Here is a 22,302-nt window from a genome sequence, read left to right on the forward strand (position 1 = left end):
AGGGAAGCGCGGTGATGGTCAGGCGCAGGCGTAGCCGGACGGCAGGGCGGTGTTGCCGTTGGGCCTGCTCGCTTGGAAGCCGAAGCTGGTGGTGCCGGCTCCCGGCGCGAGCGTGCCGTTGTGGCTGACACTTCTGACCGTGACGGTCTGGCCGCTGCTGGTGACGGTGGCGTTCCACGAGCCGGTCAGGGTGTGCCCGGCCGGCAGGGTGAAGGTGACGGTCCAGCTGGTGATCGTCGAGGTGCTGGTGTTGGTGATGGTCAGCGGCTGGATCACATACCCGTTCCCCCACTGGGACTGCACGGTCGGGGTGGCGGAGCAGGCACCGGTCGTGCCTGCCTGGGTGGTGATCTGGACGGTGTCGGAGACCGGTGAGACGTTACCGGCGGCATCGCGCGCCCGGACCTGGTAGCGGTAGGTGGTGTTCGCGGTCAGGCCCGTGTCGGTGAACGAGGTCGTGGCCGAGGTGCCGACCTGGGTGAACGTGCCGCCCGCCGCGCCGGGAGCGCGCAGGATCTGATAGCCGGTCACGCCGGTGTCGTCGGTGGAGGCCGTCCAGGCCAGGCTGGTGCCGGTTGCGGTGGTGCCCGAGGCGGTGAGTCCGGCCGGGGCGGTCGGCGGCGTGGTGTCGGTCGAACTGGTGGTCAAGCCGAAGAACTGGATGGCGTAGAGGGCCATGCCGCCCTGCGGAAGAGCATGCCCGGCGCCCTGGACGCTGTACGCCTCCACCTGCACGGCGCCGGACGAACTGGCGTACCGGCTGCGGTTCCAGTTCGCCTGCGGGGTGTCGGTGCTGGTCGGGGTCTGGCTCAGCCCGAACACATCGGTCCACTGCTCGATCGACTCGCGCAGCAGCGAGTAGGGCACGAGGGTGTCGCTGGTGCCGTGCCACAGCTGCATGCGCGGGCGGGGGCCGGAATATCCCGGGTACGCCTGGCGGACCGCATCGCCCCACTGCTGGGGTGATCGGTCCATGCTCCCGCCGGTGCACCTGCTGCTTCCAGGTGGATAGTCGGAGGCGCCGGCGAAGCAGTTGAAGGGCACACCCATGAAGGAGGCCCCTGCCTTGAACACGTCCGGATGGACGGCGAGCATGTGCTGGGTCATCATGCCGCCGGACGAGCTTCCGGTGGCGTAGACCCGGTTCGGGTCTCCACGGTAGGTCCGTTCGACGTAGTCGATCATCGAGAGGATCGAGTCCGGATCGCTGCCGCCGCCGCGCTGTTTGGCCGCGTCCGACCAGGTGTCGAAGCAGTTGCCGAACCCCGCCGACTGGGTGGCGGTCGGGTAGATGACGACGAAGCCGTATCGATCCGCCAGCGAGGCGAACTCGCTGCCCTGGTGGAAGCCGGGACCGGAGCCGCCGCAGCCATGCATCGCAACCACGATCGCCGGCGAGGTCGGGTGCGAGTCCGGCACGTAGACGTGCATCCGCATGTTGCCCGGGTTGTTGCCGAAGCCGGTCACCTCCACCAGGCTGGCGGCGACGGCCGGCGATCCGAGTGCCACGGTCATGACGGCTAAGAGCGCCGCGGCGCAGGCACTGGCCAGCACCCGTATCCATCGGGTCATTCGCGCTCCTCCTCTCCAGATCTGCGGCGCGCCGTGGGTCGGTCCGCCGCGTATTGACACCGGTCGCTGGAAAATAGAAGGGCCGCAATCCGCCGTCAATGCACGCGCGGTGCGCTGGTCCGCCGGTTCACCTGGCAGGGAGCCGTTCTCCCTGGTTATCAAGTAGCTTGTTATCAAGGTCCTTGATAATGGGGTGAAACTTACATCTGGGCCCGTTCTGACAGGACGAGATATCGTCTCCTGGTGACCGATCCGGGTGTCCCCGCGGCCGCTGCGCCGGACGCACCGCCGCCCCATGTGAGCTACCTGGTGTTCCGGCTGGAACGCCGCATCCGCGCCTGCCTGGATGAAGCGCTCGCCCGGCACGGCATGACGACCACCGAATACATGGCGCTCAGCGAGCTGCGCCTGCGCGACGCCCCGTCCTCGGCCGACCTGGCCCGCATCGCCTTCGTCACCCCGCAGGCGATGAACCTGGTCATCCGCGATCTCGAACAACGCGGCCTGATCCGCCGCGACCCGCATCCCCGTGGCGGCCGCGCCCTGCGCACCCGCCTCACCCCGAAAGGCCTGAGCACCCTCCGGCGATGCGACCGCTCCCTCGACGGCATCGAAGCCGTCATGCTCGCCGAGATCGACGACCCCGACCGCACGACGCTCGCGGAAACCCTCACGCTGTGCGCCCGAGCCCTCCACCCGGACACGCGGGCCCTGACCCCGGTCCTTCGCTCGCGGAAGCCGCCACCGTCGCCCTGGCCGTAAGGGTCTTGGGCCCGATTTGCGAGGACGATAGAGTCTGGCCCTGAAGCAGAGCCGTGCCGGGCGGAGGAGGGGATGTCCATCGCGCCCTTATCCCTGCCGCAGCCACCTGCGAAGGCGCCGGAGTTCGGACGAGACGCGCTGATCGTGTGCGAGAGCCTGGTGCGGATCTACCAGTCCGGGTCGGTCGAGGTGCAGGCACTGCAGGGGCTGGACCTGGTCGTGGACAGCGGGGAGATGGTGGCCGTCGTCGGCGCGTCCGGGTCGGGGAAGTCGACGTTGCTGTCCATCCTGGCCGGGGTCGACGCTCCCACCGCCGGGCGCGTGCGCGTCGATCGGTGGAATCTGCTGGACATGTCGCGGGCCGATCGTGTCCGGTATCGGCGGCACACCGTGGGATTCGTACGCCAGCAGACGGCCGCCAACCTCATCCCGTACCTGACCGCACGGCAGATGGTCGACCTGCCGATGACAGCGGCCCGCACTCCTGGCCGGATACGCCGCAGGCGTGCTGCCGAGCTGCTGGACCTGCTCGGCGTCGCCGACTGCGCCGAGCGGCGGCCCGCGCAGCTGTCCGGCGGGCAGCAGATGCGGGTGGCCATCGCGGTGGCCCTCGCCAACGAGCCCAGGGTGCTGCTGGCCGACGAGCCGACCGGTGAACTGGACAGCGCTACGTCGGCCGCCGTGTTCGGGCTGCTGCGGGAGGTCAACCGGCAGCTGGGCGTCACCGTCGTCATCGTGACCCACGATCCCGCGGTCAGCGGGCAGGTGGAGCGGACGGTGGCGATCCGCGACGGGCGCACGAGCAGCGAGGTGTTGCGGCGCACCGCCACCGGAGACGACGGCGCCCAGCAGGTGATCGCCGAGGAGTACGCGGTGATGGACCGTGCGGGGCGGATCCAGGTGCCGCGCGACTACCGGGAGGCGCTGGCGTTGACGCGAAGGGTCCGGCTGGTGCTGGAGGCCGACCACGTGGCGATCCGCCCCGACGGCGGCGGGGCCGGATGAACGGCGGCCCCCTGGTCCGTGTGCGTGGCGTTCATCGCCGGTTCGGCAGCGGGGCGACCGCCGTGCACGCGCTGCGGGACGTGACGTTCGAGCTCGCGGCCGGCACCATGACCGCCCTCGTCGGGCGGTCCGGCTCCGGCAAGACCACGCTGCTCAACATCATCGGCGGCCTGGACCGCCCGGACTCCGGCACGGTCCTCGTGGACGGAACGGACGTCACCGCCCTCGACGAGGACGGCCTGTCCCTGTTACGGCGGGAGAAGGTCTCGTACGTCTTCCAGACCTTCGGCCTGATCCCGGTGTTGTCGGCCGCGGAGAACGTGGGCGCCCCGCTGCGGCTGGCCCGCGTACCGCCGGCGGAGCGTGAGCGGCGGGTCGCGCTGCTGCTGGAACTGGTCGGACTGGCCGCCCATGCCGAGCAGTTACCCGCCGAGCTGTCCGGCGGGCAGCAGCAGCGGGTGGCGATCGCCCGGGCGCTGGCCGCCTCGCCACGGCTGCTGATCGCGGACGAGCCGACTGGGCAGCTGGACGCCGAGACCGGTCTGTCGGTGATGGCGCTGCTGCGCGGGGTGGTGGAGTCCGAGGGGGTGACGGCGTTCGTCTCCACGCATGATCCGACGATGCTCGCGCTGGCGGATCGGGTGATCCGCATCAACGACGGGCATCTCGACGAGCATCCCGGCTCACGCTCTGACGGGCGGCCCGACGGAGGCTCCAACGGTCGGGGCGATTCGTGATCAGCGAGAGCCGTCCGTGCTGAGGCTGGTCGCCCGGCGAGCCCGTGCGCAATGGCCGTTGCTGGCAGCCCTCCTGGCCGTCGCCGTGGTCGGCCCCACGCTGGTGGGCACCTGCGCCCTCCTGCTCACCCGTACCGCCGAGCAGGCGCTGGAGACCGCCGCCTCTCGCGCCGCCTCCGACCAGATCGACGTCACCGCCTACACCGTGACCATTCGCGGCGAGCACGCGAGATCCGTCGCCGACGACACCCGCGCCGTGCTGACCTCGGCGCTCGCCCCGTTCGCGACGACGACGGCCGCGCGCGCGTCGTCCGTGATGCGGTCGCTGCCCAGCGCCGGTGTTCCGGCCGTGGCGTACCTGTCGGGGGTGGAGGACCTGCAGGCCCGCACCCGACTGGCCGCCGGACGCCTGCCGCGGGCGGGTGCCGCGCCGGCGGAGGCGGTTGTCCTGGAAAGCACCGCGCGGCAGCTCGGCCTGACCGTCGGCAGGCGGGTCCGCCTCGGCAGAGAGCTGGCCGACGATCCCGACCGGGGCGTCGAGGTGAGCGTGGTCGGAGTCGTGCGACCGCTGCCGGGCACGGGCTGGGAGCGTGACCCCCTCGCCGCCGCCGGGTACGATCCGGCCTACCACGACGGCCGCTCCGCACAGCCGGTTCACGCGTACGGGCCGTTCATCGTCGACCTCGCCGACCTGCTCGGCGGCGGCTCCACCCTCGACCGGCTGGAGATCGGCGCCCACCCCGACCTGTCCGCCCCCGCCGCCCGCGATCTCGACACCGTCATCCAGACCGTGCTCGGCGCCGACCGCCGGCTGGGGCAGACCCTCGGCGACCGGGTACGGATCCAGCGCGTCGCCTCCCGACTTCCCTCGACCCTGCTGGCCGCCCACGAACAGCAGCGGGTCACCACGGCGGCCGTGCTCGCCGTCGCCGCCATCGGACTCGTCCTGACCGCGACCGCCCTCGCCCTCGCCGGCCGGCTCAGCGCCGGTGTGCGCAACGACGAGACCGCCCTGCTGTCCGCGCTGGGCGTCGGCCGCGGCCGGCTCGCCGGCGCCGCGCTCGTCGAGGCCGGCGCCCTCGCCGGGATCGCCACCGCGGTCGCGATCCCGGCCTCGTCCGCCCTGCACGCCGGGCTGACCCGGCTGCCGCCCATGGCCGGGGCCGGGCTCGCCACGCCTTTCTGCGTGAACGCCGTACAGGTGCTGTCCGTCGCCGGCGGCGCGCTGGCGCTGGCGGCGGTGCTCGTCGTGCCCTCGCTGCGGACCTCCTCCGGAGGTTTGCGCGGGCGGCGGGAGCTGCTCGCCCGATCCGGCGCCGACGTGCTGCTCGTGGCGCTCGCCGCCGTCGGCTGGTGGCAGTTGCGCGACCAGCCTGCAGGTTCGGGGTCGCCCATCGACGCCGTACGGGTGCTCGCTCCAGCGCTGCTGCTCATCGCCGGGTCCGCGGTGGCGTTGCGCCTGGTGTGGCCCGCGTTGCGCGTCGTGGAACGGCTGGCCGGCCGGGCGCGCGGGCTGATGGTTCCGCTGGCCGCGTTCGAGGCCGCCCGCAGGCCGCAGGCGGTCGCGGCGGGGCTGCTGATCGGGCTGGGCTGCGCGGCGGCCACGTACGGGATCGGGTTCGACGCCACGTGGCAGCGCTCCCAGCAGGACCAGGCTGATCTGTCCGTCGGCACCGATCTCGTGCTCACCCTCACCGCCCCGCCCGCCGCCGGGCAGGGCAGGGTGGTCGGCGCGGCCACCGGGGGAGAGGTGAGCCCGGCCACCGATCGTGGCATCGCGGTCGGGCAGTGGCTCGGCAGGGCCGGTGACCCGCCGCGGCTGATCGCCGTGGACACCACTCGTGCCGAGGCGCTGCTGCGCGGGCGGCTGGACGACGGCCGCACCTGGAACGCCGTGGGTGGCGGCCTCGCGCCGCCGGCGCGCGCCGCCGGCGTTCCCGTCCCGGCCGGAGCCGCGCTCTCCCTGACCGGGAAGGCGACCGGTGCGACGCCGCTCACCGTGACGCCCCGGCTGCTGCTCCAGGACGCGACAGGTCTGCGTACCCCGTGCACCGGTGAGCCCGTTCCGCTCGACGGCGAAGCACATCCGCTGCCGGACTGCGCGACGGCCGAAGGGCTTCAGCTGGTCGCGGTGTCCCTTCCGTTCGCGATCGCGACGGGGAACGTGGGCACCGGCCACTCCGATCCCCTGGCGGAACCCCCGGCGGGGGACAGCCGTGTCGCCGTGACGCTCACCGTGGCGGGAACAGGCTCCGCAGCCTCGCACTGGACCGCCACCTCAGCCGGTCCGGCCCCCGGGCAGCTCGGCAATCCTGCCGTCGCCCTGACCGGCACCTCCGCCGGCACCGAGCTGAGGATGGCCACGACCGTCGCGCTGAAGGGCCGGCCGGACGCCGCCAGGAACCTGGTCGCCACCGCCTTCTTGGCCCCGGGACCGGTGCCCGTCGCCGTCTCCGCCCGCTTCGCCGACGAGGTGGGCGCCCGGCGCGGCTCCCGGCTCGACCTCACCGTCGGCCTCACCCCCGTACAGGTCAGCGTGGCCGAGGTGCTGCCGGCCGTGCCGTCCGCTCCGGGCGCCGCGGCCATCCTGGCCGACTTCGACGCCCTCTCCCGCGCTCTCGCCGTCAGCGGCGACTTCGACGTGCCCGTGGACGCGTGGTGGGTCGGCCGTCCCGCCACGGGCGATGCGGCCGATCTCCGCCTCGGCAGCGTCACCACGCGCGCGTCCGAGACCGCCCGGCTCACCGGCGGCCCGCTGCAGGCCGGGCTGCCGGCCGTGCTCCGGCTGCTCGTACCGGCCGCGGTCCTGCTGATGATCGCCGGGATCGTCCTGCACGTGACGTTCGATCTGCGGGCCCGCGCGGTCGAGGTGGCGCGCCTGCGGGGTCTCGGGATGACCCGGCGCGAGATCCGTACCGTGCTGCTCGGCCAGCACGTCGGCATCCTGCTGCCGCTGCTCGCGGCGGGCGCGGTCATCGGCGCGCTGGCCACCCGCGTCGTCGCGCCGCTGCTCGTCCGCTCCGACACCGGCGCCGCTCCCGTTCCCGAGGTCCTGCCCGTCTGGCCGTGGGCCGCCGAGGCCGCCCTGCTCACCGGGCTGCCGGCCGGGTGCGCGCTGGCGGTGAGCGCGGTGGTCGCCGTCCAGGCCCGGCTCGCCGATGCCGCGTACCTGCGGGTGGCGTCGTGAAAATCCCGGCACCGCACTGGCCCAGCGTCGCCGGCCGCGCCCGCGCGGACGCCGGGCCGTTGCTCCTGGCCGCCGTCGTGGTGGCGGTCGTCACGTTGCTCGCCTGCGCGATACCGCCGTTACTGTCCGCGACCGCCGACACCGCCGTACGGGACGCGGTACGCGGGGACGGCGGCGACCTCCGGGTCCACGCCCGCATGGAAGACGACGGCGGGCCGAGCGGCAGCCGCGTCCGGCACCCCCGCCTCGCCGAGGGCGTCGACGACTTCCGGGCCAGGGCGACGGACGAGCTCGGCCCCGGCCTGCGCGCCGCCCTGCATCCACCCGTCGCCACCGTCACCAGCCCCACCCTCAAGATCACCGATGGCAGCGTGCTGCGCACGTTCCAGCTCGCTTACGTGGCCCGCGACGGCGGGCCCGGCGTGACCTGGATCGTCGGCGGCCCGCCCCGGCCCACCGGCTCCGAGACGGCGTCGGTTCCCTACGGCGCGCCGCCCTGGCCGGTGCAGGTGGGCCTGTCGGAGGCGGACGCCGCCGCTCTCCAGCTCCGTCCCGGCGCCCGCATCCCGCTGGCCGACGACCAGGGGAACGTCAAGAAGGTTCAGGTCAGCGGCATCTTCCGGCCTCGGGACAGCGCCGATCCCGCCTGGCGGCTCATCCCCGCGCTGCTGAGTCCCGTCGCCGGCGCGGACGGCACGGGAAGCACCCGCTTCGCCGGGCTGCTGTCCCGCGACTCGCTGCCCGACGCCCGGCTCGCCTTCGGACAGGACGAGTTGCGGCGTACCGCCTGGTTCACGCCCGACGCGGCCCGGCTCACCTGGGACGCGGTCCCGTCGGTCACCGCGAGGGTGGTCGCGCTCAAGGCGGCCTCCGGCTCCTCCGGCGCCCGGGACGGCTCGCTGAAGTGGGAGACCCGGCTCGACGGGGTGTTGCGGAACGTGAGCGCCCAGGTCGACGCCGCGTCCGCGCAGGCGTCCGTCCTGCTCGTCACCCTGCTCGCCGCCGCGGTCCTGGTCCTGCTGCTCGCCGCCGACCTGCTGGTACGCCGCCGCGCCCCCGCCCTGGCAGCCGCCCGGCAGAGAGGGATGTCGCTACCGGCGATCGGTGGCGAGCTGCTGCTCGAATCCGCCGTGATGGCGCTGCTGGCCACGGCGGCTGGGCTCGGCCTGGCCCGGGCCGTCGCGCCGGGGGTCTCCTGGGAGTGGACGGCTCCCGTGGTGGTCACCGCCGTCGCCGCCGGGCCCGCGTTCGGCACGCTCACCGCCGCCCGCGCCACCCGGGATCGCCGCGTGCCGGCCAACCGGAGTGCCCGGCGGTGGGTGCGTAACACCGTACGGCTGCGGCGGGCCGCACTTGAGATCGGGGTGCTGGTGGCCGCGTCCGGCGCCCTCGTCGCTCTGTACCAGCGGGGGATCGGCGGCGGGGTGCTGCCCGCGAGCGCGCCCGCCCTCTGCGCGCTCGCGGGCGCGCTCATGCTGGCGCGGGCCCTGCCCCTCGGGACGCGCTTCGTGCTCAAGCGGCTTCTGGGCTCGCGCCGGCCGCTGGCGGTGTTCGGGGCCGCGAGGGCGGCGGCGACCTCGGCCCGGGTGCTCCCGCTGGTGGTGCTCGTGACCTCCGTGGCCCTGGCCTCGTACGCGCTCACCCTTGGTGCCGCTGTCGGCCACGGGACCGCGGATGGGCCGCTGGCCTCGGGACTGCTGCGGTTGGCGTGGGTCTCGGCGGTAACCCTGCCGGTTCTGGGCCTGCTGGGACTCGCTCTCGGCACGGCGGCCGGCGCGCCGGAGCGGTGGCGGACCCTGACCCGGCTGCGCACCCTCGGGCTGCGGCCCCGGGAGGCCCGCTGGGTCGCGGCGGGGGAACTGCTGCCGCCGGTGGTGGTCGCCGTTGTGGGCGGTCCGCTGCTCGGGGCGCTGCTCGCCCGCCTGACGTTCGGCTCGCTCGCCCTGGGCCTGCTCACCGGTGCCGATCCGGCCCCGGCGTTGCCGTGGTGGGGGCCCGCACTGGTGGCTGTCGTGTTCCTGGCGGCGGTCGCCGTCGTGGTGCCCGTCGAGTCGGCGCTACGCCGCCGACGACGGCTGAGCGAGGTGCTCCGCGCGGGCGACAGCTGAGCCGGCCGGCTGGTCGGGCCGGGAGCGCGGTCTTATCGTCGCTAACAAAACAACGTTAGCACGCCTTGACTGAATCCTCGATAACGAAATAACGTTGCCGTTGCTTACATGCCATCCGGTCACCACCACGGTCGCCGGCGTGCGGCCGGACATCCGTCCGGAGGAGCTCGCGGGGCCATGACCGGGCTTTCGCCTGTCGCAGAGCCGGTCCGTACGGAGAAGGAGCATGATGATCTACCACGGCAGCAGATTCACCTTCGAAGCGAAGGCGCCACCGGAACAACGGACGAAAGCCCTCGAAAGCCTGCGCGACCAGGGACGGAACGTCCCGTCGGTGACGTCCTTCCTGGTCGGCCGTGACCACAGCGGCGAGTACGAGTGGGGCGCCGTCTTCGTCGTCGAGGACCTGGCCGCCTATGGCGAGTTCCTGACGCACCCTGCCAGCCGGCACGCCCATCGGGTCGTGCAGCCGCTGCTCGCCGCGTCCACCTCGTTCGACCTCACCGACGACCCGGATCCGGAGACGGGCGCGAAGATCGCCGAGGTGCGTCAGCGCCTGCTGGACGCGCCTGCGGACGACGACGGCGACAGACCCGTGCACACCCGCCGTGCGGTGCTCAAGGCCGTCGCGGTGAGCGCGGCGGGAGCGGCCGTGGCCGGGACGGGCGTCGCCGCTCCCGCCGCCGCGGCCGCCCGGACCGCCACCGCTCAGGCGTACGCCGTCGCCCTCGGGGCGTCGATGGAAGTCGCGATGACGATCAACGGGCGGCTGCGCAAGGTCGTCCTGGAGCCGAGGGTGACGCTGCTGGACACGTTGCGGGAGCGGCTCGGCCTGACCGGCACCAAGAAGGGCTGTGACCGGGGCGAGTGCGGAGCGTGCACGGTGCTGGTCGACGGCGAGCGGGTCAAGTCGTGCCTGACGCTGGCGGTGATGCGGCAGGGAGCCGAGATCACCACGGTGGAGGGGCTGGCGCGGGGAGAGGACCTGCATCCGGTGCAGGAGGCGTTCATCCGGAACGACGCCTTCCAGTGCGGCGCGTGTACTCCCGGCCAGATCATGTCCGCCGTGGCCTGCATCAACGAGGGGCATGCCGGTTCGGAGGCGGAGATCCGCGAGTGGATGAGCGGGAACCTGTGCCGGTGCGCGGCGTACCAGAACATCGTCGCCGCCGTCGCCGACGCCGCGAAGGAGGTGCGGCGATGAGGGCCTTCGGTTACACCGTCGCCCGCGATCCGGCCGAGGCGGTACGGACGGCCGCGAACACCCCCAACTCGACGTTCGTGGCAGGCGGCACGGACCTGCTGAACCTGATGCGCGACGGCGCGGAGGCCCACGACCACCTCATCGACGTCAACCGGCTGGACCTCGGCACGATCGCCGTCGGCTCCGGCTCGCTGCGGATAGGCGGGGCGGCCCGGATGCGGCAGGTCGCCGAGCACCCCGGAGTGCGGCGGGAGTTCCCGATGTTGTCGGAGGCGCTGCTGGCCTCGGCGTCCCCGCAGGTCCGCAACATGGCCTCGATCGGCGGAAACCTGCTGCAGCGCACCAGGTGCGGGTACTTCCGCGACGCGGCCTCACCCTGCAACAAGCGGGTGCCGGGCAGTGGCTGCCCGGCGATCACCGGGCAGAACCGGGGACACGCGATCCTGGGAGGCAGCGAGCACTGCATCGCCACGCACCCGTCGGACCTGGCGGTGGCGCTGACCGCCCTGGACGCGACCGTGCACCTGCTCGGTCCCGGCGGCGAGCGCGCCGTCCCCATCGCCGGTTTCTACCTCCTCCCCGGGTCCACCCCGGACCGGGAGACCACGATGCGCCCAGGCGAGCTGATCACCAGGGTGGACGTGCCGCGCACGGCCCTCACCAGGCAGTCGCGCTACCTGAAGCTGCGCGACCGGGCCACGTTCGAGTTCGCGGTGGTGTCGGTGGCGGCCGCGCTGCGGACGAGGGGCGGCGTGGTACGGGACGTACGGCTGGCGTTCGGCGGCGTGGGCACCCGCCCGTGGCGGGACACCCGCGCCGAGGCGGCGCTGCGGGGCCGGCCGCTCACCGGGCAGGCGATCAACGAGGCGGGCCGGCTCCTGGTCAGGGACGCGAAGCCGTACGAGGGGAACAGGTTCAAGGTCGAGCTCGTCCAGCGGGCGCTGGTGAGCATCCTCAGCGAGCTGGGAGGGCTTCGATGAGCGGGCTGGTGGGGCAGGGCGTGGCGCGGGTGGACGGCCGGGCGAAGGTCACCGGCGCGGCCCGCTACGCCGCGGACCAGGTGGTGCCCGGTGCGCTGCACGGCGCTCTGGTGATGAGCACGATCGCCCGCGGCGAGGTCCTGGAGATCGACAGCAGGGCGGCGCTGGCGCATCCCGGCGTCGTCGCGGTCTACACCCACGCCGACATGCCGAGGCTGAACCTGCCGAACTTCCCGTACAACAGGCGTTATATCCCCCTGCAGGACACGCGGGTGCACCACCACGGGCAGCCCGTCGCGTACGTCGTGGCCCAGACCCTGGAGCAGGCACAGGAGGCCGCCAACCTGGTGAAGGCGCGCTATCGGGCGGAGGATCCGGTCGCGCGGATGGCGGACGTGCTCGACGAGGCGTTCCTGCCGGAGAAGTTCCGCGACAGGCCCAACGAGCTCGCCCGCGGCGATGCCGCCGCGGCACTCGAACAGGCCGCGGTACGCATCGACCAGAGCTACAGCAGCCCGATGCAGCACCACAACCCGATCGAGCCGCACACCACCACCGCCGTCTGGGAGGGCGGCACGCTGACCCTGTACGAGAGCACGCAGGGCGTGGTCCTCGCCCGTGACGCCGTGGCGACCGCGTTCGACAAGCCTCAGGAAAGCGTCAGGGTCATCTCTCCCTACCTGGGCGGCGGGTTCGGCGCCAAGGCCCCCATCTATCCGCACACGCTGCTCACCGCGGCGGCGGCGCAACTCTGCGGCCGGCCCGTGAAGCTGGTGCTGTCGCGCGCGCAGATGTTCACCTCCAACGGTCACCGCGCCGAGTACCGCCACCACCTCCGGCTGGGGGCCGACCGCGAGGGCGCGCTGACCGCCATCGTCAGCACCTCGACGGCTCAGGTGACCCGCGTCGAGGAGAACATCTACAACGGCAGCGACTCCACGGTGCGCCTGTACGCCTGCCCGAACGTGCACGTACGGCAGCTTGGTGTGCGGCTCGACCTGCCGACGTCGAGCTACATGCGCTCGCCGGAGACGACCGCTCACTTCGGCCTCGAGACCGCCATGGACGAGCTGAGCTACGAGCTCGGCATCGACCCGGTGGAGCTCCGGATACGCAACCACACCGAGGTCGACCAGCAGACCGAGCCCCCCACGCCTTACGCCGACAAGCGACTGCTGGAGTGCTACCGGGCCGCGGCCGAGGCGTTCGGCTGGGCCCGGCGCAACCCCAAACCGGGCACCACCAGGGACGGGGACGAGTACGTCGGCTGGGGCATGGCCACCGAGACCCACACCCACGGCGCCATCCCGTCCCAGGCCAGGCTCACCATCGGCGCCGACGGGCGCGCGACCCTGCGGACCGCCACCCAGGAGATCGGCACCGGCACCTACACCGTGCTCACCCAGATCGTCGCCGAAGGGCTCGGCATGCCGCTCGACCACGTCACGACGCTGCTCGGCGACACCGCCTACCCCGACGCTTCCCTGTCGGCGGGGTCGTCCACGATGCCCAGCATGGCCGCCCCGACGGCCGAAGCGGCGGCGAGCGCGCGGAACGCCGTGATCGCGCTCGCCGTCGCCGACCCGCGCTCCCCGCTGCACGGCGTGCCGGCTGACGAGGTCGTGACCGAGGACGGCCGCCTGTACGCCCGGGGCGACCGCGACCGCAGGGACACCTACCGCGACGTCATGACCCGCCACGGCAACCCCGTCGAGGTGACCGGAAGCAAGAGGAACACGGCCGGGCACTCGTTCGGCGCGGTGTTCCTGGAGGTACGGATCCACCCGAGGCTGGGCAGGGTGCGCGTGACCCGGGTGGTGACCGCGCACGACCTGGGCCGGGTGCTCAATCGCCGGACCGCGCGCGGGCAGGTCATCGGCGGTGTGACGTGGGGGATCGGCTTCGCGCTGATGGAGCACACGATGGTGGACCCGAACACCGCGCGGGTCGTCAACCCGAACCTGTCCACCTACCTGGTTCCGGTCTGCGCGGACACGCCGTCGGTGGAGGCGTTGTTCGTGGACCGGCCGGAGCCGGACGCCGGGCTGACCGGGATCCGCGGATTCGGCGAGACGCCCGGAACCGGTGTTCCCGCGGCCGTCGGCAACGCGATCTACCACGCCATCGGCCGGCGTCTCAGGGACGTCCCCTTCACCCGGGACAAGCTGCTCTGACCTCTGCGAGCCCGCGTGCCCGCACCCGTCGCCCGCGACCTCAGCGGGCCGGGGCGTGGCTCGCGGCCCGGTCGAGAAGCTCGTTCAGCAGGGCCCGCTCGCCCGGCGTGTACAGGTCCGGCACCTCGCCGAGGACGGCCTTCAGTCCCACGGCCCGCCGGGCCACGCTCGGCTGGCCGGCCGGGACGTCCGTGGTGATCGCAGCGAGGACGGCCTCGCGCAGGCGGCCGGACAGGGCGGGATCGCGCTCCTCGGGAGGGGTGCCGATGAGGTTGAGCGTGAGGCCGACGCCCGCCGAGTGGACGATGTCCATGGCCGTCTCGACACCGGCGGAGAGCCGGCCCGCGACGGCGATGCGTTCGACCAGCAGGCGCAGCCGCGCCATCGCCTGCTCGGTGCTGCGCCTGCGGGACCCCGGGGTCGGCCGGCCGTACATGAGCAGATACTGCTCCGGGTTCTCCAGGCCGAAGCCGACATGGGTGTCCCAGCCGCGGCGCAAATCGTCCACGGGGTCGTCGGAGAGCGCCTGGCTGTGCTTGCGGGCGAGGTAGCGCGCGAACCCGTCGGCCGCGACCGCTTCGAGCAGCCCGTTCATGTCGGTGAACAGGCGGTAGAGCGTGGGCGCCTGCACGCCGGCCGCCGCGCTGACGGTGCGCGTCGTCACTCCTTCGCGGCCCTTGTCCCGCAGCAGCTCGGTCGTGGCGTCGATGATGCGCTGGCGAACCTCTTCCCGATCAGCCATGTAACAACGATAACAGAATATCGGTATCAGCAATTTTCGTCATCGGAACCCCCACGAACCTCCGGAAGGTCATTGTGCCTACGCCCGCCGTCACATCGGCGCGCGGTGGGTGCCGCAGCGGGTGCAGACGGCTTCCTGTCAGCCGAGCGGGATGATGACGTCGGCCAGCTCGCCGGGCATGGAGAGGAAGGGGGAGTGGGAGGCGTCGAGCGCGACGACGGAGATCGGGTTGTCGGGAAACGCCGCGTCGGCCTCGGCGATGAACCTCGCCTGCAGGGACGGCCGGACGGCCATGTCCCGCGTGCAGGTGATGTACGTGCGCCGCACGGATCCCCAGCCGTCACGAGTCAGGGTGGTCGTACCCAGCATGATGCCGATCGGGCCGTCGGGCGTCAGCAGGCCGGTGGCGGCGTCGGCCAGGACCGGGTCCACGTCACCGTAGAACGCTTCGTACAGCCGCCGCCGGTAGGCCGCGTCGTCCGTGGCGAGGTCGAGCCGCAGCGCGCCCGTCCTGGCCGGGTCGCCCTGCAACAACGGCGCGACACGGTCATCGGCGGCCTCCGGAAGCCGCGTGTACGCCGCCGCGGACACGCCTGACGCCGGCATGTACGCGGTGAGGTACACCGCGTGCGCCACCAGCCCGGGTGTCTCCTGGGCCGTTCGCGTCAGCACCGGACCGGCCGCGCTGTGGGCGACCACCGTGACCGGCTCGCCACCGCCGATCCGCTTGATCTGCGAAGTCAGCAACTCGGCCGCAGCGTCGAGACTCACGTCCGCCAGGGGCGAAACCTCGGTGCCGACCGCCTCGCGGTTGTACTGCTGTCCGGTGAACCACCGAGGACGGCGGGCATGCAGCCCGTGTCCTGCCATGTCCACCGCGACGGCCGGGCGCCCGGCCGCCGCCAGATGGGGAACGACTTCGCTCCAGCACCAGGAGCCGTGCCAGAAACCGTGAACCAACACCAGCGTGGACATGGATGCTCCCTGGGGTGACGCCTGCGCCAAGGCTCATGGGGATCGGGTGAACGATGGCCTCGAAGACCGCGTCGGCGACGGCGATCCCTACGAGATCGTTGGCGCCGGGCGGAGCAGGCCGTGTGATCCATACTGCACGCATCGCGCGGGCCTCGCGAAGCCAGCGTCGGCGGGAAAGGCCGGGCCGAGGAGCTCGCAGAAGGACGGGACGCAGGTCACGCGCCGGCCGGTCGGGCCATTCTCGATGTATCAATCCATCCAGTGAAACCAGGCATCGAACACGCGGTACGGCGGGCTCCCAAGAATTGTCTCCACCCGAAGCCCGGCCTCTAACGGCAGGCTGAGGACCTGGGAACCGAGCAGGGCGATATCGTGTCGATCGAGCACCTGGCCGATCTGCCGAAACTCCTCCTCCCATCCCGGAAGAGCTGTATCCGTGACCAGCGACAGATCCGGCAGGCCGCGACTGCCGGCGCCGCCAGGCCCCGATGAATGAATGTCGGGCTTGAAGAGTGCTGCCAGCGGAGCGAGCCGACACAGCGCCAGGGGCAGCCCTTCAACTTCTGTCCGGCCGCTCTCGGAACGGCGCATCGATCCGTCGCGCTTGGTGATGAAGACATCGACGTAGGACGCGTATCCAGAGCCGTAATGCTGGAATTCGGCATGGTGAACGCGCAACATCGGCATCCGGTCAAGATCGGCGACGACCCGCCGGAGAAACCCCTCGACAGAGGTAGCCCCGCCGGCCCATGCTCCCACCGTGCTTGCGAGGTGATCATTCGTGGCGCTTCGGAGAGTTGTCGGGTCGGTCGCCTGCTTTCTGCTCACTGGTTTCACTCCCGGTCCGGCTTTCCTTCCGTTCGTGCACGATAGCGGGGACGTCTCGTCTGCCCGACGGGATCAGAGGGCGTTTGCTGACGGAGCGCTCCCTGGCCTGGCTTGACTCGCGGCCGGCCTGTGGTAACTTAATTGCATGCACATGCAGCTATCTGGATCGCATGCCTCCCGCGGAGGCAGTGTGAGTGCCGCCTGGTCGCAAGTGGCGGTGTTCGCCTCCGCGGTGGACGCGAGTCTGGACAAGTGGCTTGCCGATACCTACCGGCTCGGGCTGACCGAGTTCCGGGCGCTGACCTTCCTGAGTCAGGCGTCGGACAAGGAGTTGCGGGTCAACGACCTCGCCCAGCGAGTCGGCCTGAATCCCAGCTCGACCACGCGCCTGGTCAGCCGGCTGGAGGCAAAGGGCCTCGCTCGCCGTGACGTCTGCCCGGACGACGGCCGGGGCGTCTACGCCGTCATCGACGAGCGTGCGGAGACGTTGCTGGCGGAGGTCCGCGACTCCTACGAGGCTCGCGTCCAGGAGTTGCTGAGCAAGCCCGCCATCCACTTCCCCCACCTGGACGCACGTCTCGTCGCCGGCGCCCTCGCCGAGGTGGGCGCGCTCGTCGGACCGTGACGCCGCGGAGCGGGACTGCGACGTCCCGCTCTCTGCGCATATATCTGCATGTACAGACAATAATCTGAGAAAGGATCGTGCCATGACCACCCAGGTCGATGTGTTCGTCGACTACGTCTGCCCCTTCTGCTTCCTCGTCGAGCCGGCGATCGAAGAGCTCAGGCGTGAGCGCGATGTGGAGGTGACGATTCGCCCGTTCGAGCTGCGCCCTGACCCGGTGCCCACCTTGCGGCCGGAAGACGAGTACCTGCCGCGGGTGTGGAAGGACGCGGTGTACCCGATGGCAGAGCGTGTCGGCGTGCCGATGACGCTGCCCTCGGTCTCGCCGCAGCCCCGTACCGAGAAGGCGTTCATGGTGCTGCAGCTCGCCCAGGAACGGGGCAGGGCCGAGGCCTACACCGAGGCGATGTTCCAGGCCTTCTTCCAGGAGGACCGGAACATCGGCGAGGACGACGTGATCCTCGACGTCGCCACCTCGGCCGGCCTCGACCGCGCTGAGGCCCTACAGGCACTTCACAGCGAGGAGCGCCGGATCCGCCAGCGCGAAGATCAGGACTATGCCGTGAACGTCGTCGGGATCGACGCGGTGCCCGGCGTCGTCATCGGGGGGCAGGTCCTGCGCGGGGTGCCGTCGGCGACCCGGTTGAAGAAGGTCGTCGACCAGCTCGCCGCGCAGGAGGCAGGACACCGCGCTCCGCAGGCGGAGGACCGGTCATGATCGTGTCCGCGTCCGACCTGGAACCGGTCATGGACCTGGCCGTCGAGGCCTGCGTCACCCACGTTGCGGCCGGTGGGCTGCCCTTCGTCGGCGTCCTCGTGGAGGCCGGAGGGGAGGTGATCTCGGAGTTCGGAGTCAACCGGGTCCGGGAGACCGGCGACCCGACCGCGCACGCCGAGGTCGTCGCGATGCGCGACGCCATGACCACCCACGGTCTCGACAGCCTGGCCGGCACCGTGCTGCTGGCTACCGGGGAGCCGTGCGGGCTGTGCTACCGGTACGCGGTCGACCGCGGCGTTGAGGCGATCTACGTTGCCGTCGATCGCGATGAGGTCGCCGCCTTCGGCTTCGACTACCGGGCCAGCTATCCAGCGTTCGGCATCACCGATGAGCACCGGGCCGAACTGCTGCGCCCGCTGCCCGTTGCGCGCGGCGACGAGCCGTTCACCCGCTACCTCGACAGCAACCACCCTGCCGGGAACGCGCCCGCGCGTCCGGAAAGTGAATCGAGAGGAACACCGTCATGAGCTGGCTCTACCTGGGCATCGCCGTCATCTTCGAGGTCGCCGTCGGCATCGCGGCGGGCAAGGCGCAGGGCTTCACGAAACTGTCGTGGACCATCGGCACCCTCGTCAGCGGCGCGATCGCCACCTTCTTCCTCAGCCTCGCCCTGCTGACCTTCGACGTCGGCATCGGCTACGCCCTGTGGACCTCCCTGGCAGGCGTTGGGATCGTCATCATCGGCGCCCTCCTCCTCTCCCAGCGCCTGACCTGGAAGAAGCTCCTCGGCATTGCCGTCGTGATCGCCGGAGTCGTCGGCCTCAACCTCGCCGGAACCGCCTGACCCCTGCTCCTCCGAGCACCGCGAAAGGACACGAATCCCCATGACCACCGCATTCCAGGCCCTCACCCCGCCCGACACGGAGAAGAAGGCCGGCCCCTGGGTGGCACTGCTCCTGGCCGGAGCCTTCGAGGTTGGCTACGCCCTCAGCGTCAACGGCAGCCAAGGCTTCACCAACCCTGCCTGGTCGATCGTCGCGATCGTCTTCTTCCTGTTCACGCTGTTCTTCCTCAGCGTCGCCCTGAAGGGGATCGACGTCGGCATCGGCTACGCCGTCTGGGCCGGCATCGGTGCCATCGGAGCAGCGCTCCTCGGACCGGTCTTCTTCAACGAAACGCTCACGCCCGTCAAGGGCTTCTGGCTGGCCGTGATCGTCGCCGGAGTCGTCTGGCTCAAGCTCGCCGACAGCCCCAAGCTCGAACGAGCCCGGGCGATGACCTGAACCACACCACGCGGCCCTCGCGGTGCCGTGACCGTCCAGCAAGAAACCATCCTGCCCGTATCCAGCGATCGCTGGATACGGGCGCACGGCGGCCCTGTCGGCCGCGCCGCGTCTGTGCGGCGTGGAGCGCCAGGGCCGGTCGTGCTTGCGGCGTGTCGACCTACAACGACACGTTCGCGCCCTCCAGCACGCGCATGAAGGCACGTGACCACTCAGGCAGGTCCGGCCAGCCACGGCAGGAGACCATCGCGCCGTCCACCACGTCGGGGGCGTCCACGAAGGTCGCACCAGCCATCTCCATGTCGGCCCTCAGCGGCGGGAACGCCGCCGTGGTACGGCCGCGCAGCAGGCCGAGCGCGGCGGGCACCTGCGGGCCGTGGCAAATCGTGCCCACCGGCAAGCCGCGTTCGAAGAAGTGGTGCACGATGCGGGCGACGTCGGGATCGGTGCGGATGTACTCCGGCGCGCGGCCGCCCGGGATCACCAGCGCCTGGTAGTCCTCGGGGCGCACGTCGGCGAATGCGAGATCCACCGGCAACCGGTGGCCGGGCCTCTCGGTGTAGGCGTCCCAGCCCGGCTCGAAGTCGTGGACCACCAGCTTCACCGCACGCGTGGTGAGGGCGGCCACGATGGCCTCATGGCCACCTTCCCGGAGCCGGAAGACGGGGTACATGGAGTCCAGCTCTTCCGCCGCATCGCCGGTCAGGACGAGCACTCGGGCCATGACTCACTCCTCTTCTCCCACGGTGGATCTTGATCAGCATGGAGCGGATAGGGCAGACCGCCGCCGGAAGCCTCGCCCGTGTGGCGATGGCGCGTGGCCGGCTGTCGCAGGTTGGTCAGGAGCGGGTCCACTTCTGGTTGGCGCCGCCGTGGCAGCTCCAGATCTGCAGCCTGGTGCCGTTGGCGGTGCCGGCGCCGCTGACGTCCAGGCACTTGTTCGCCCCGGCCGCGGTGATGCTGCCGTCGGCGTTGACGCGCCACTTCTGGTTGTCCTGGCCGTTGCAGTCCCAGATGATCACCGCGGTGCCGTCCGCCGTCCCGGCCCCGTTCACGTCCAGGCACTTGCCGCCATAAACCCGCAGTTCACCCGCGCTGGTCGAGGTCCACTGCTGGTTGGCCTGCCCGTTGCAGTCCCAGATCTGCGCCTGCGCGCCGTTGGCCTGCGAGGCGCCGTTGACGTCCAGGCACCGGCCCGACCCCGCACCCCGCAGCGCGCTCGTGTCCGGCGGGTTCGGGTCGCCGTCTCCCAGCTGCGTGAAGAACTCCCAGACCACCGGTCTGGTCCAGGAGTTCTCGCCGGGTTCGAAGTCGCCCGGCCTCCCGTCAACGGGACCGGGGGTGTGGCCCGCGTCGAACGCCGCCCACGCGACCGGATACCCGGTCCGGCATCCCGAGTAATAGGTGACGATGTGCGTCAGGCTGCCCTGCGCGGGCTCCGGCGGGTTCTGGGGCGTGCAACCGTTGTTCCTGACGAACCTGTCGCGGAGCGACCGGCCCGCTGAGATGTTGAGCACCGGATCCCTGAGGCCGTGCAGTCCGATGTACGCGACGGGCTCCGTGCCGCCGCTGCACCCGCTGAGCTGCGCGCCGGCGTAAACCGCCACCGCGCGGAAGACCGTCGCCCGGGCGCATGCGAGCGCGTAGCTCATGCCGCCGCCGTAGCTGAAGCCCAGGGCGAAGCGTTGTGAGGTGTCCACGCAGAGGTCCGCCTCGATCTCCCGGATCATGTCGTCGACGAAGGTGACGTCCTCACCGCCCGAGTTGGCCCAGCCGTTGTTCAGGCCCTGGGGTGCGACGAAGATCGCGGTGTTGTCCGACAACGCTCTGAGCCCGTAGTAGGACCACGGATAGCCGCTGGTTCCGCCCGAGTCGACATCGTTGGCGGTGCCGCCGTTCCAGTGAAATCCAAAGATCAACCGGTAGGGGGTTGTGTTGGTGTAGTTGTCTGGAATCCTCAGGATGTAGTTGCGGTTCTTGCCGCTCGTGGTGATCGAATGAGTTCCGCTGGTCAGCGTCGGGGTTGCGCCGCATCCCGCGGTGGGCGCGAGGGCGCTCTGTTCAGCGGGTGACGGGGCCGCGCTGTCGCCCAGCGCCGTCTGCCCCGTGGCCGGAACGATGAGCAGTGCCGCCGACGCGACAGCTGTGAAAAGTAACCTGAGCCTCGACATCACGCACATTCCTTTGCTGGTCTCGTGGTGACACACGTGAAAGGGAAGCCACTGCTGTCACCTTGAGGGCGTGGGCGGCCGGAGTTTCTGCTCTCTTGTCCGGTGATACCGGACCGACCGGGCGCGCGCCATTTTCGGCCGATCGGGAACCGGCGCCGTCGCGTATTCGGCACAATGGGCCTGGATTTTATGATGTTAGCGTTAACTGGACGCCGCCGTACTCGCTTCTCCTTCTTTGGGGCGGTCGATGGGGATGGCGTAGAGGAGCAAATATGGCTGTGACAGGACCTGTCAAGGGCCGGCACCCTCGACAACGAGGGCTCTCGCCCGAGAGCCCTCGTTCGCTCTTCCGCCTGACCAGGACAGGCGGCCGCGCCCACCGCCGATCCATCGCGATGAAACTTTCACGTCGTTCCGAGTGCCAGGCCGAACCGGTCAGAGACGGCCGGATCAGTGGGACGAGAAGAAAAGGCGCTGTTGGATCTCCCTGCGGTAGTCGTCGAGGGTGTTGTCGATGTGCGTGGCCGCGGACTGGGCAGCCGCTTCCGGATCGCCGGCGCGGATGGCCTGGTAGATGGCGTCGTGCTCCTCGACGGCCTTGGCGGCGTGCCCGCCCACCGAGCCGCGCAGGCCGATGAGGCTCGACTGCGCCTGCAGCCTACGGGCCTCCCGCACGGCGACCTGGAGGAACATGTTGTGCGAGGCCGTGGCGATGGCGGTGTGGAAGGCGTCGTCGCCCTCGTTGAACAGCTCCTCGCGTCCGGTCTCGAAGCCGTGGCGGCACAGGCCGGCCCCTTCTTCGATGGCCCTCAGCTCGGCAGGGGTGGCGCGGCGGGCGGCCAGTCGGCTGGTCTCCATCTCCTGCGCCCGGCGAAACTCGAACAGCATGTAGACGTGGTCGAGGTCGGTCGGGAGGAAGAAGGAGCCCCAGCGCCCGGTGCCCAGCATCCCCTCGTCGTCGGCCACGTAGAGGCCGCGGCCCTTCTGGGCGCGTACGCGGCCGAGCGCGGAGAGTATCTTCACCGCCTCGCGCACCACGGTGCGGCTGGTGCCCAGTTGCCGGGCCAGCTCGTTCTCGGTCGGCATGCGGTCGCCCGGACGCAGGCCGAGCTCGACGATCAATTCCAGCACCTGCTCGGCGGCCACCTCGTAACCCGGCCGGTATCCGCTTTCGCGCGGGGTGTCGGTCACCGTGCTTCCTCCTCGCCGTTCCCTGCAAAAGTATGACGGA

Annotated in this window: 20 protein-coding genes and 1 pseudogene; 14 read left to right on the forward strand and 7 right to left on the reverse strand. The window is 71.3% G+C overall.

Features of this window, described 5'->3' with window-relative positions:
* Positions 1-18: 18 nt before the first annotated feature.
* Complete coding sequence (locus ACZ6SA_RS36465) at positions 19-1,572, reverse strand: extracellular catalytic domain type 1 short-chain-length polyhydroxyalkanoate depolymerase (protein ID WP_465833353.1); 1,554 nt, start codon at positions 1,570-1,572, stop codon at positions 19-21.
* A 243-nt stretch (positions 1,573-1,815) separates the two neighbouring features.
* Between ACZ6SA_RS36465 and ACZ6SA_RS36470 the strand changes: the two genes are divergently transcribed.
* The 9 genes and pseudogenes from ACZ6SA_RS36470 (at position 1,816) to ACZ6SA_RS36510 (ending at position 13,729) form a co-directional block, all read left to right on the forward strand.
* The gene (locus ACZ6SA_RS36470; RefSeq protein ID WP_347648674.1) at positions 1,816-2,334 is read left to right on the forward strand and encodes a MarR family winged helix-turn-helix transcriptional regulator; all 519 of its coding nucleotides are present in this window, start codon (positions 1,816-1,818) and stop codon (positions 2,332-2,334) included.
* Positions 2,335-2,406: 72 nt separating this feature from the next.
* Positions 2,407-3,339, forward strand: coding sequence for an ABC transporter ATP-binding protein (locus ACZ6SA_RS36475; protein ID WP_347648675.1), 933 nt, complete (start codon positions 2,407-2,409; stop codon positions 3,337-3,339).
* 20 nt (positions 3,340-3,359) lie between these two features.
* On the forward strand, positions 3,360-4,076 hold the full coding sequence (locus ACZ6SA_RS36480) for an ABC transporter ATP-binding protein (protein ID WP_465833356.1): 717 nt from the start codon (positions 3,360-3,362) through the stop codon (positions 4,074-4,076).
* Positions 4,077-4,092: 16 nt separating this feature from the next.
* Positions 4,093-7,263 carry an FtsX-like permease family protein gene (locus ACZ6SA_RS36485; protein ID WP_465833358.1) on the forward strand — a complete coding sequence of 1,057 codons (3,171 nt, stop codon included), beginning with the start codon at positions 4,093-4,095 and terminating at the stop codon, positions 7,261-7,263.
* Positions 7,260-9,371 (forward strand): FtsX-like permease family protein, encoded by a 2,112-nt coding sequence (locus ACZ6SA_RS36490; RefSeq protein WP_465833360.1) that lies wholly within the window; start codon positions 7,260-7,262, stop codon positions 9,369-9,371. The genes ACZ6SA_RS36485 and ACZ6SA_RS36490 overlap by 4 nt, the downstream gene beginning before the upstream one ends.
* A gap of 229 nt (positions 9,372-9,600) precedes the next feature.
* Positions 9,601-9,864, forward strand: a pseudogene (locus ACZ6SA_RS36495) (Dabb family protein); the annotation flags it as partial.
* 246 nt (positions 9,865-10,110) lie between these two features.
* Complete coding sequence (locus ACZ6SA_RS36500; RefSeq protein WP_443155866.1) at positions 10,111-10,575, forward strand: (2Fe-2S)-binding protein; 465 nt, start codon at positions 10,111-10,113, stop codon at positions 10,573-10,575.
* Positions 10,572-11,555: an FAD binding domain-containing protein gene (locus tag ACZ6SA_RS36505; RefSeq protein WP_465833362.1), complete on the forward strand. Its 984-nt coding sequence runs from the start codon at positions 10,572-10,574 to the stop codon at positions 11,553-11,555. The genes ACZ6SA_RS36500 and ACZ6SA_RS36505 overlap by 4 nt, the downstream gene beginning before the upstream one ends.
* On the forward strand, positions 11,552-13,729 hold the full coding sequence (locus ACZ6SA_RS36510; RefSeq protein ID WP_465833364.1) for a xanthine dehydrogenase family protein molybdopterin-binding subunit: 2,178 nt from the start codon (positions 11,552-11,554) through the stop codon (positions 13,727-13,729). Before ACZ6SA_RS36505 ends, ACZ6SA_RS36510 begins: the two co-directional genes overlap by 4 nt.
* 40 nt (positions 13,730-13,769) lie before the next feature.
* Here ACZ6SA_RS36510 and ACZ6SA_RS36515 read toward each other — a convergent pair whose 3' ends face one another.
* The 3 genes from ACZ6SA_RS36515 to ACZ6SA_RS36525 all read right to left on the reverse strand — a co-directional run bounded on the left by ACZ6SA_RS36515 (position 13,770) and on the right by ACZ6SA_RS36525 (position 16,274).
* Positions 13,770-14,471, reverse strand: coding sequence for a TetR/AcrR family transcriptional regulator (locus ACZ6SA_RS36515; protein WP_465833366.1), 702 nt, complete (start codon positions 14,469-14,471; stop codon positions 13,770-13,772).
* Positions 14,472-14,609: 138 nt separating this feature from the next.
* Positions 14,610-15,446 (reverse strand): alpha/beta fold hydrolase, encoded by an 837-nt coding sequence (locus tag ACZ6SA_RS36520; protein WP_465833368.1) that lies wholly within the window; start codon positions 15,444-15,446, stop codon positions 14,610-14,612.
* Between the two features lie 249 nt (positions 15,447-15,695).
* The gene (locus tag ACZ6SA_RS36525; protein ID WP_347648684.1) at positions 15,696-16,274 is read right to left on the reverse strand and encodes a hypothetical protein; all 579 of its coding nucleotides are present in this window, start codon (positions 16,272-16,274) and stop codon (positions 15,696-15,698) included.
* 190 nt (positions 16,275-16,464) lie between these two features.
* On the opposite strand from ACZ6SA_RS36525, the gene ACZ6SA_RS36530 reads away from it, so the two are divergent.
* From ACZ6SA_RS36530 to ACZ6SA_RS36550, 5 genes are all read left to right on the forward strand, one after another.
* Positions 16,465-16,899, forward strand: coding sequence for a MarR family winged helix-turn-helix transcriptional regulator (locus ACZ6SA_RS36530; protein ID WP_347648685.1), 435 nt, complete (start codon positions 16,465-16,467; stop codon positions 16,897-16,899).
* An 82-nt stretch (positions 16,900-16,981) separates the two neighbouring features.
* Entirely contained in the window at positions 16,982-17,617 is a 636-nt protein-coding gene (locus ACZ6SA_RS36535; protein ID WP_465833371.1) for a DsbA family oxidoreductase, read from the forward strand.
* A complete protein-coding gene (locus ACZ6SA_RS36540; RefSeq protein WP_347648687.1) occupies positions 17,614-18,144 on the forward strand; it encodes a nucleoside deaminase in 531 nt (176 codons plus the stop codon). The genes ACZ6SA_RS36535 and ACZ6SA_RS36540 overlap by 4 nt, the downstream gene beginning before the upstream one ends.
* Positions 18,141-18,461: a DMT family transporter gene (locus ACZ6SA_RS36545; protein ID WP_465833373.1), complete on the forward strand. Its 321-nt coding sequence runs from the start codon at positions 18,141-18,143 to the stop codon at positions 18,459-18,461. The genes ACZ6SA_RS36540 and ACZ6SA_RS36545 overlap by 4 nt, the downstream gene beginning before the upstream one ends.
* A 40-nt stretch (positions 18,462-18,501) precedes the next feature.
* A complete protein-coding gene (locus ACZ6SA_RS36550) occupies positions 18,502-18,900 on the forward strand; it encodes a DMT family transporter (protein ID WP_465833375.1) in 399 nt (132 codons plus the stop codon).
* A 160-nt stretch (positions 18,901-19,060) separates the two neighbouring features.
* Here ACZ6SA_RS36550 and ACZ6SA_RS36555 read toward each other — a convergent pair whose 3' ends face one another.
* The 3 genes from ACZ6SA_RS36555 to ACZ6SA_RS36565 all read right to left on the reverse strand — a co-directional run bounded on the left by ACZ6SA_RS36555 (position 19,061) and on the right by ACZ6SA_RS36565 (position 22,262).
* Positions 19,061-19,624: a DJ-1/PfpI family protein gene (locus tag ACZ6SA_RS36555; RefSeq protein ID WP_347648690.1), complete on the reverse strand. Its 564-nt coding sequence runs from the start codon at positions 19,622-19,624 to the stop codon at positions 19,061-19,063.
* A gap of 115 nt (positions 19,625-19,739) precedes the next feature.
* Positions 19,740-21,071, reverse strand: coding sequence for an RICIN domain-containing protein (locus ACZ6SA_RS36560; RefSeq protein ID WP_465833378.1), 1,332 nt, complete (start codon positions 21,069-21,071; stop codon positions 19,740-19,742).
* A gap of 450 nt (positions 21,072-21,521) precedes the next feature.
* On the reverse strand, positions 21,522-22,262 hold the full coding sequence (locus ACZ6SA_RS36565; protein ID WP_347623412.1) for a FadR/GntR family transcriptional regulator: 741 nt from the start codon (positions 22,260-22,262) through the stop codon (positions 21,522-21,524).
* Positions 22,263-22,302 lie beyond the last annotated feature (40 nt).

It is taken from the genome of Nonomuraea sp. NPDC049378, from assembly GCF_055586745.1.

What these genes read in the sequence shown, in the direction of transcription:
- ACZ6SA_RS36560 (WP_465833378.1), bottom strand. Translation starts at nt 21,071, where the DNA reads ATGTCGAGGCTCAGGTTACTTTTCACAGCTGTCGCGTCGGCGGCACTG.
- ACZ6SA_RS36535 (WP_465833371.1), top strand. Translation starts at nt 16,982, where the DNA reads ATGACCACCCAGGTCGATGTGTTCGTCGACTACGTCTGCCCCTTCTGC.
- ACZ6SA_RS36555 (WP_347648690.1), bottom strand. Translation starts at nt 19,624, where the DNA reads ATGGCCCGAGTGCTCGTCCTGACCGGCGATGCGGCGGAAGAGCTGGAC.
- ACZ6SA_RS36505 (WP_465833362.1), top strand. Translation starts at nt 10,572, where the DNA reads ATGAGGGCCTTCGGTTACACCGTCGCCCGCGATCCGGCCGAGGCGGTA.
- ACZ6SA_RS36465 (WP_465833353.1), bottom strand. Translation starts at nt 1,572, where the DNA reads ATGACCCGATGGATACGGGTGCTGGCCAGTGCCTGCGCCGCGGCGCTC.
- ACZ6SA_RS36515 (WP_465833366.1), bottom strand. Translation starts at nt 14,471, where the DNA reads ATGGCTGATCGGGAAGAGGTTCGCCAGCGCATCATCGACGCCACGACC.
- ACZ6SA_RS36475 (WP_347648675.1), top strand. Translation starts at nt 2,407, where the DNA reads ATGTCCATCGCGCCCTTATCCCTGCCGCAGCCACCTGCGAAGGCGCCG.
- ACZ6SA_RS36550 (WP_465833375.1), top strand. Translation starts at nt 18,502, where the DNA reads ATGACCACCGCATTCCAGGCCCTCACCCCGCCCGACACGGAGAAGAAG.
- ACZ6SA_RS36520 (WP_465833368.1), bottom strand. Translation starts at nt 15,446, where the DNA reads ATGTCCACGCTGGTGTTGGTTCACGGTTTCTGGCACGGCTCCTGGTGC.
- ACZ6SA_RS36545 (WP_465833373.1), top strand. Translation starts at nt 18,141, where the DNA reads ATGAGCTGGCTCTACCTGGGCATCGCCGTCATCTTCGAGGTCGCCGTC.
- ACZ6SA_RS36540 (WP_347648687.1), top strand. Translation starts at nt 17,614, where the DNA reads ATGATCGTGTCCGCGTCCGACCTGGAACCGGTCATGGACCTGGCCGTC.
- ACZ6SA_RS36510 (WP_465833364.1), top strand. Translation starts at nt 11,552, where the DNA reads ATGAGCGGGCTGGTGGGGCAGGGCGTGGCGCGGGTGGACGGCCGGGCG.
- ACZ6SA_RS36500 (WP_443155866.1), top strand. Translation starts at nt 10,111, where the DNA reads ATGGAAGTCGCGATGACGATCAACGGGCGGCTGCGCAAGGTCGTCCTG.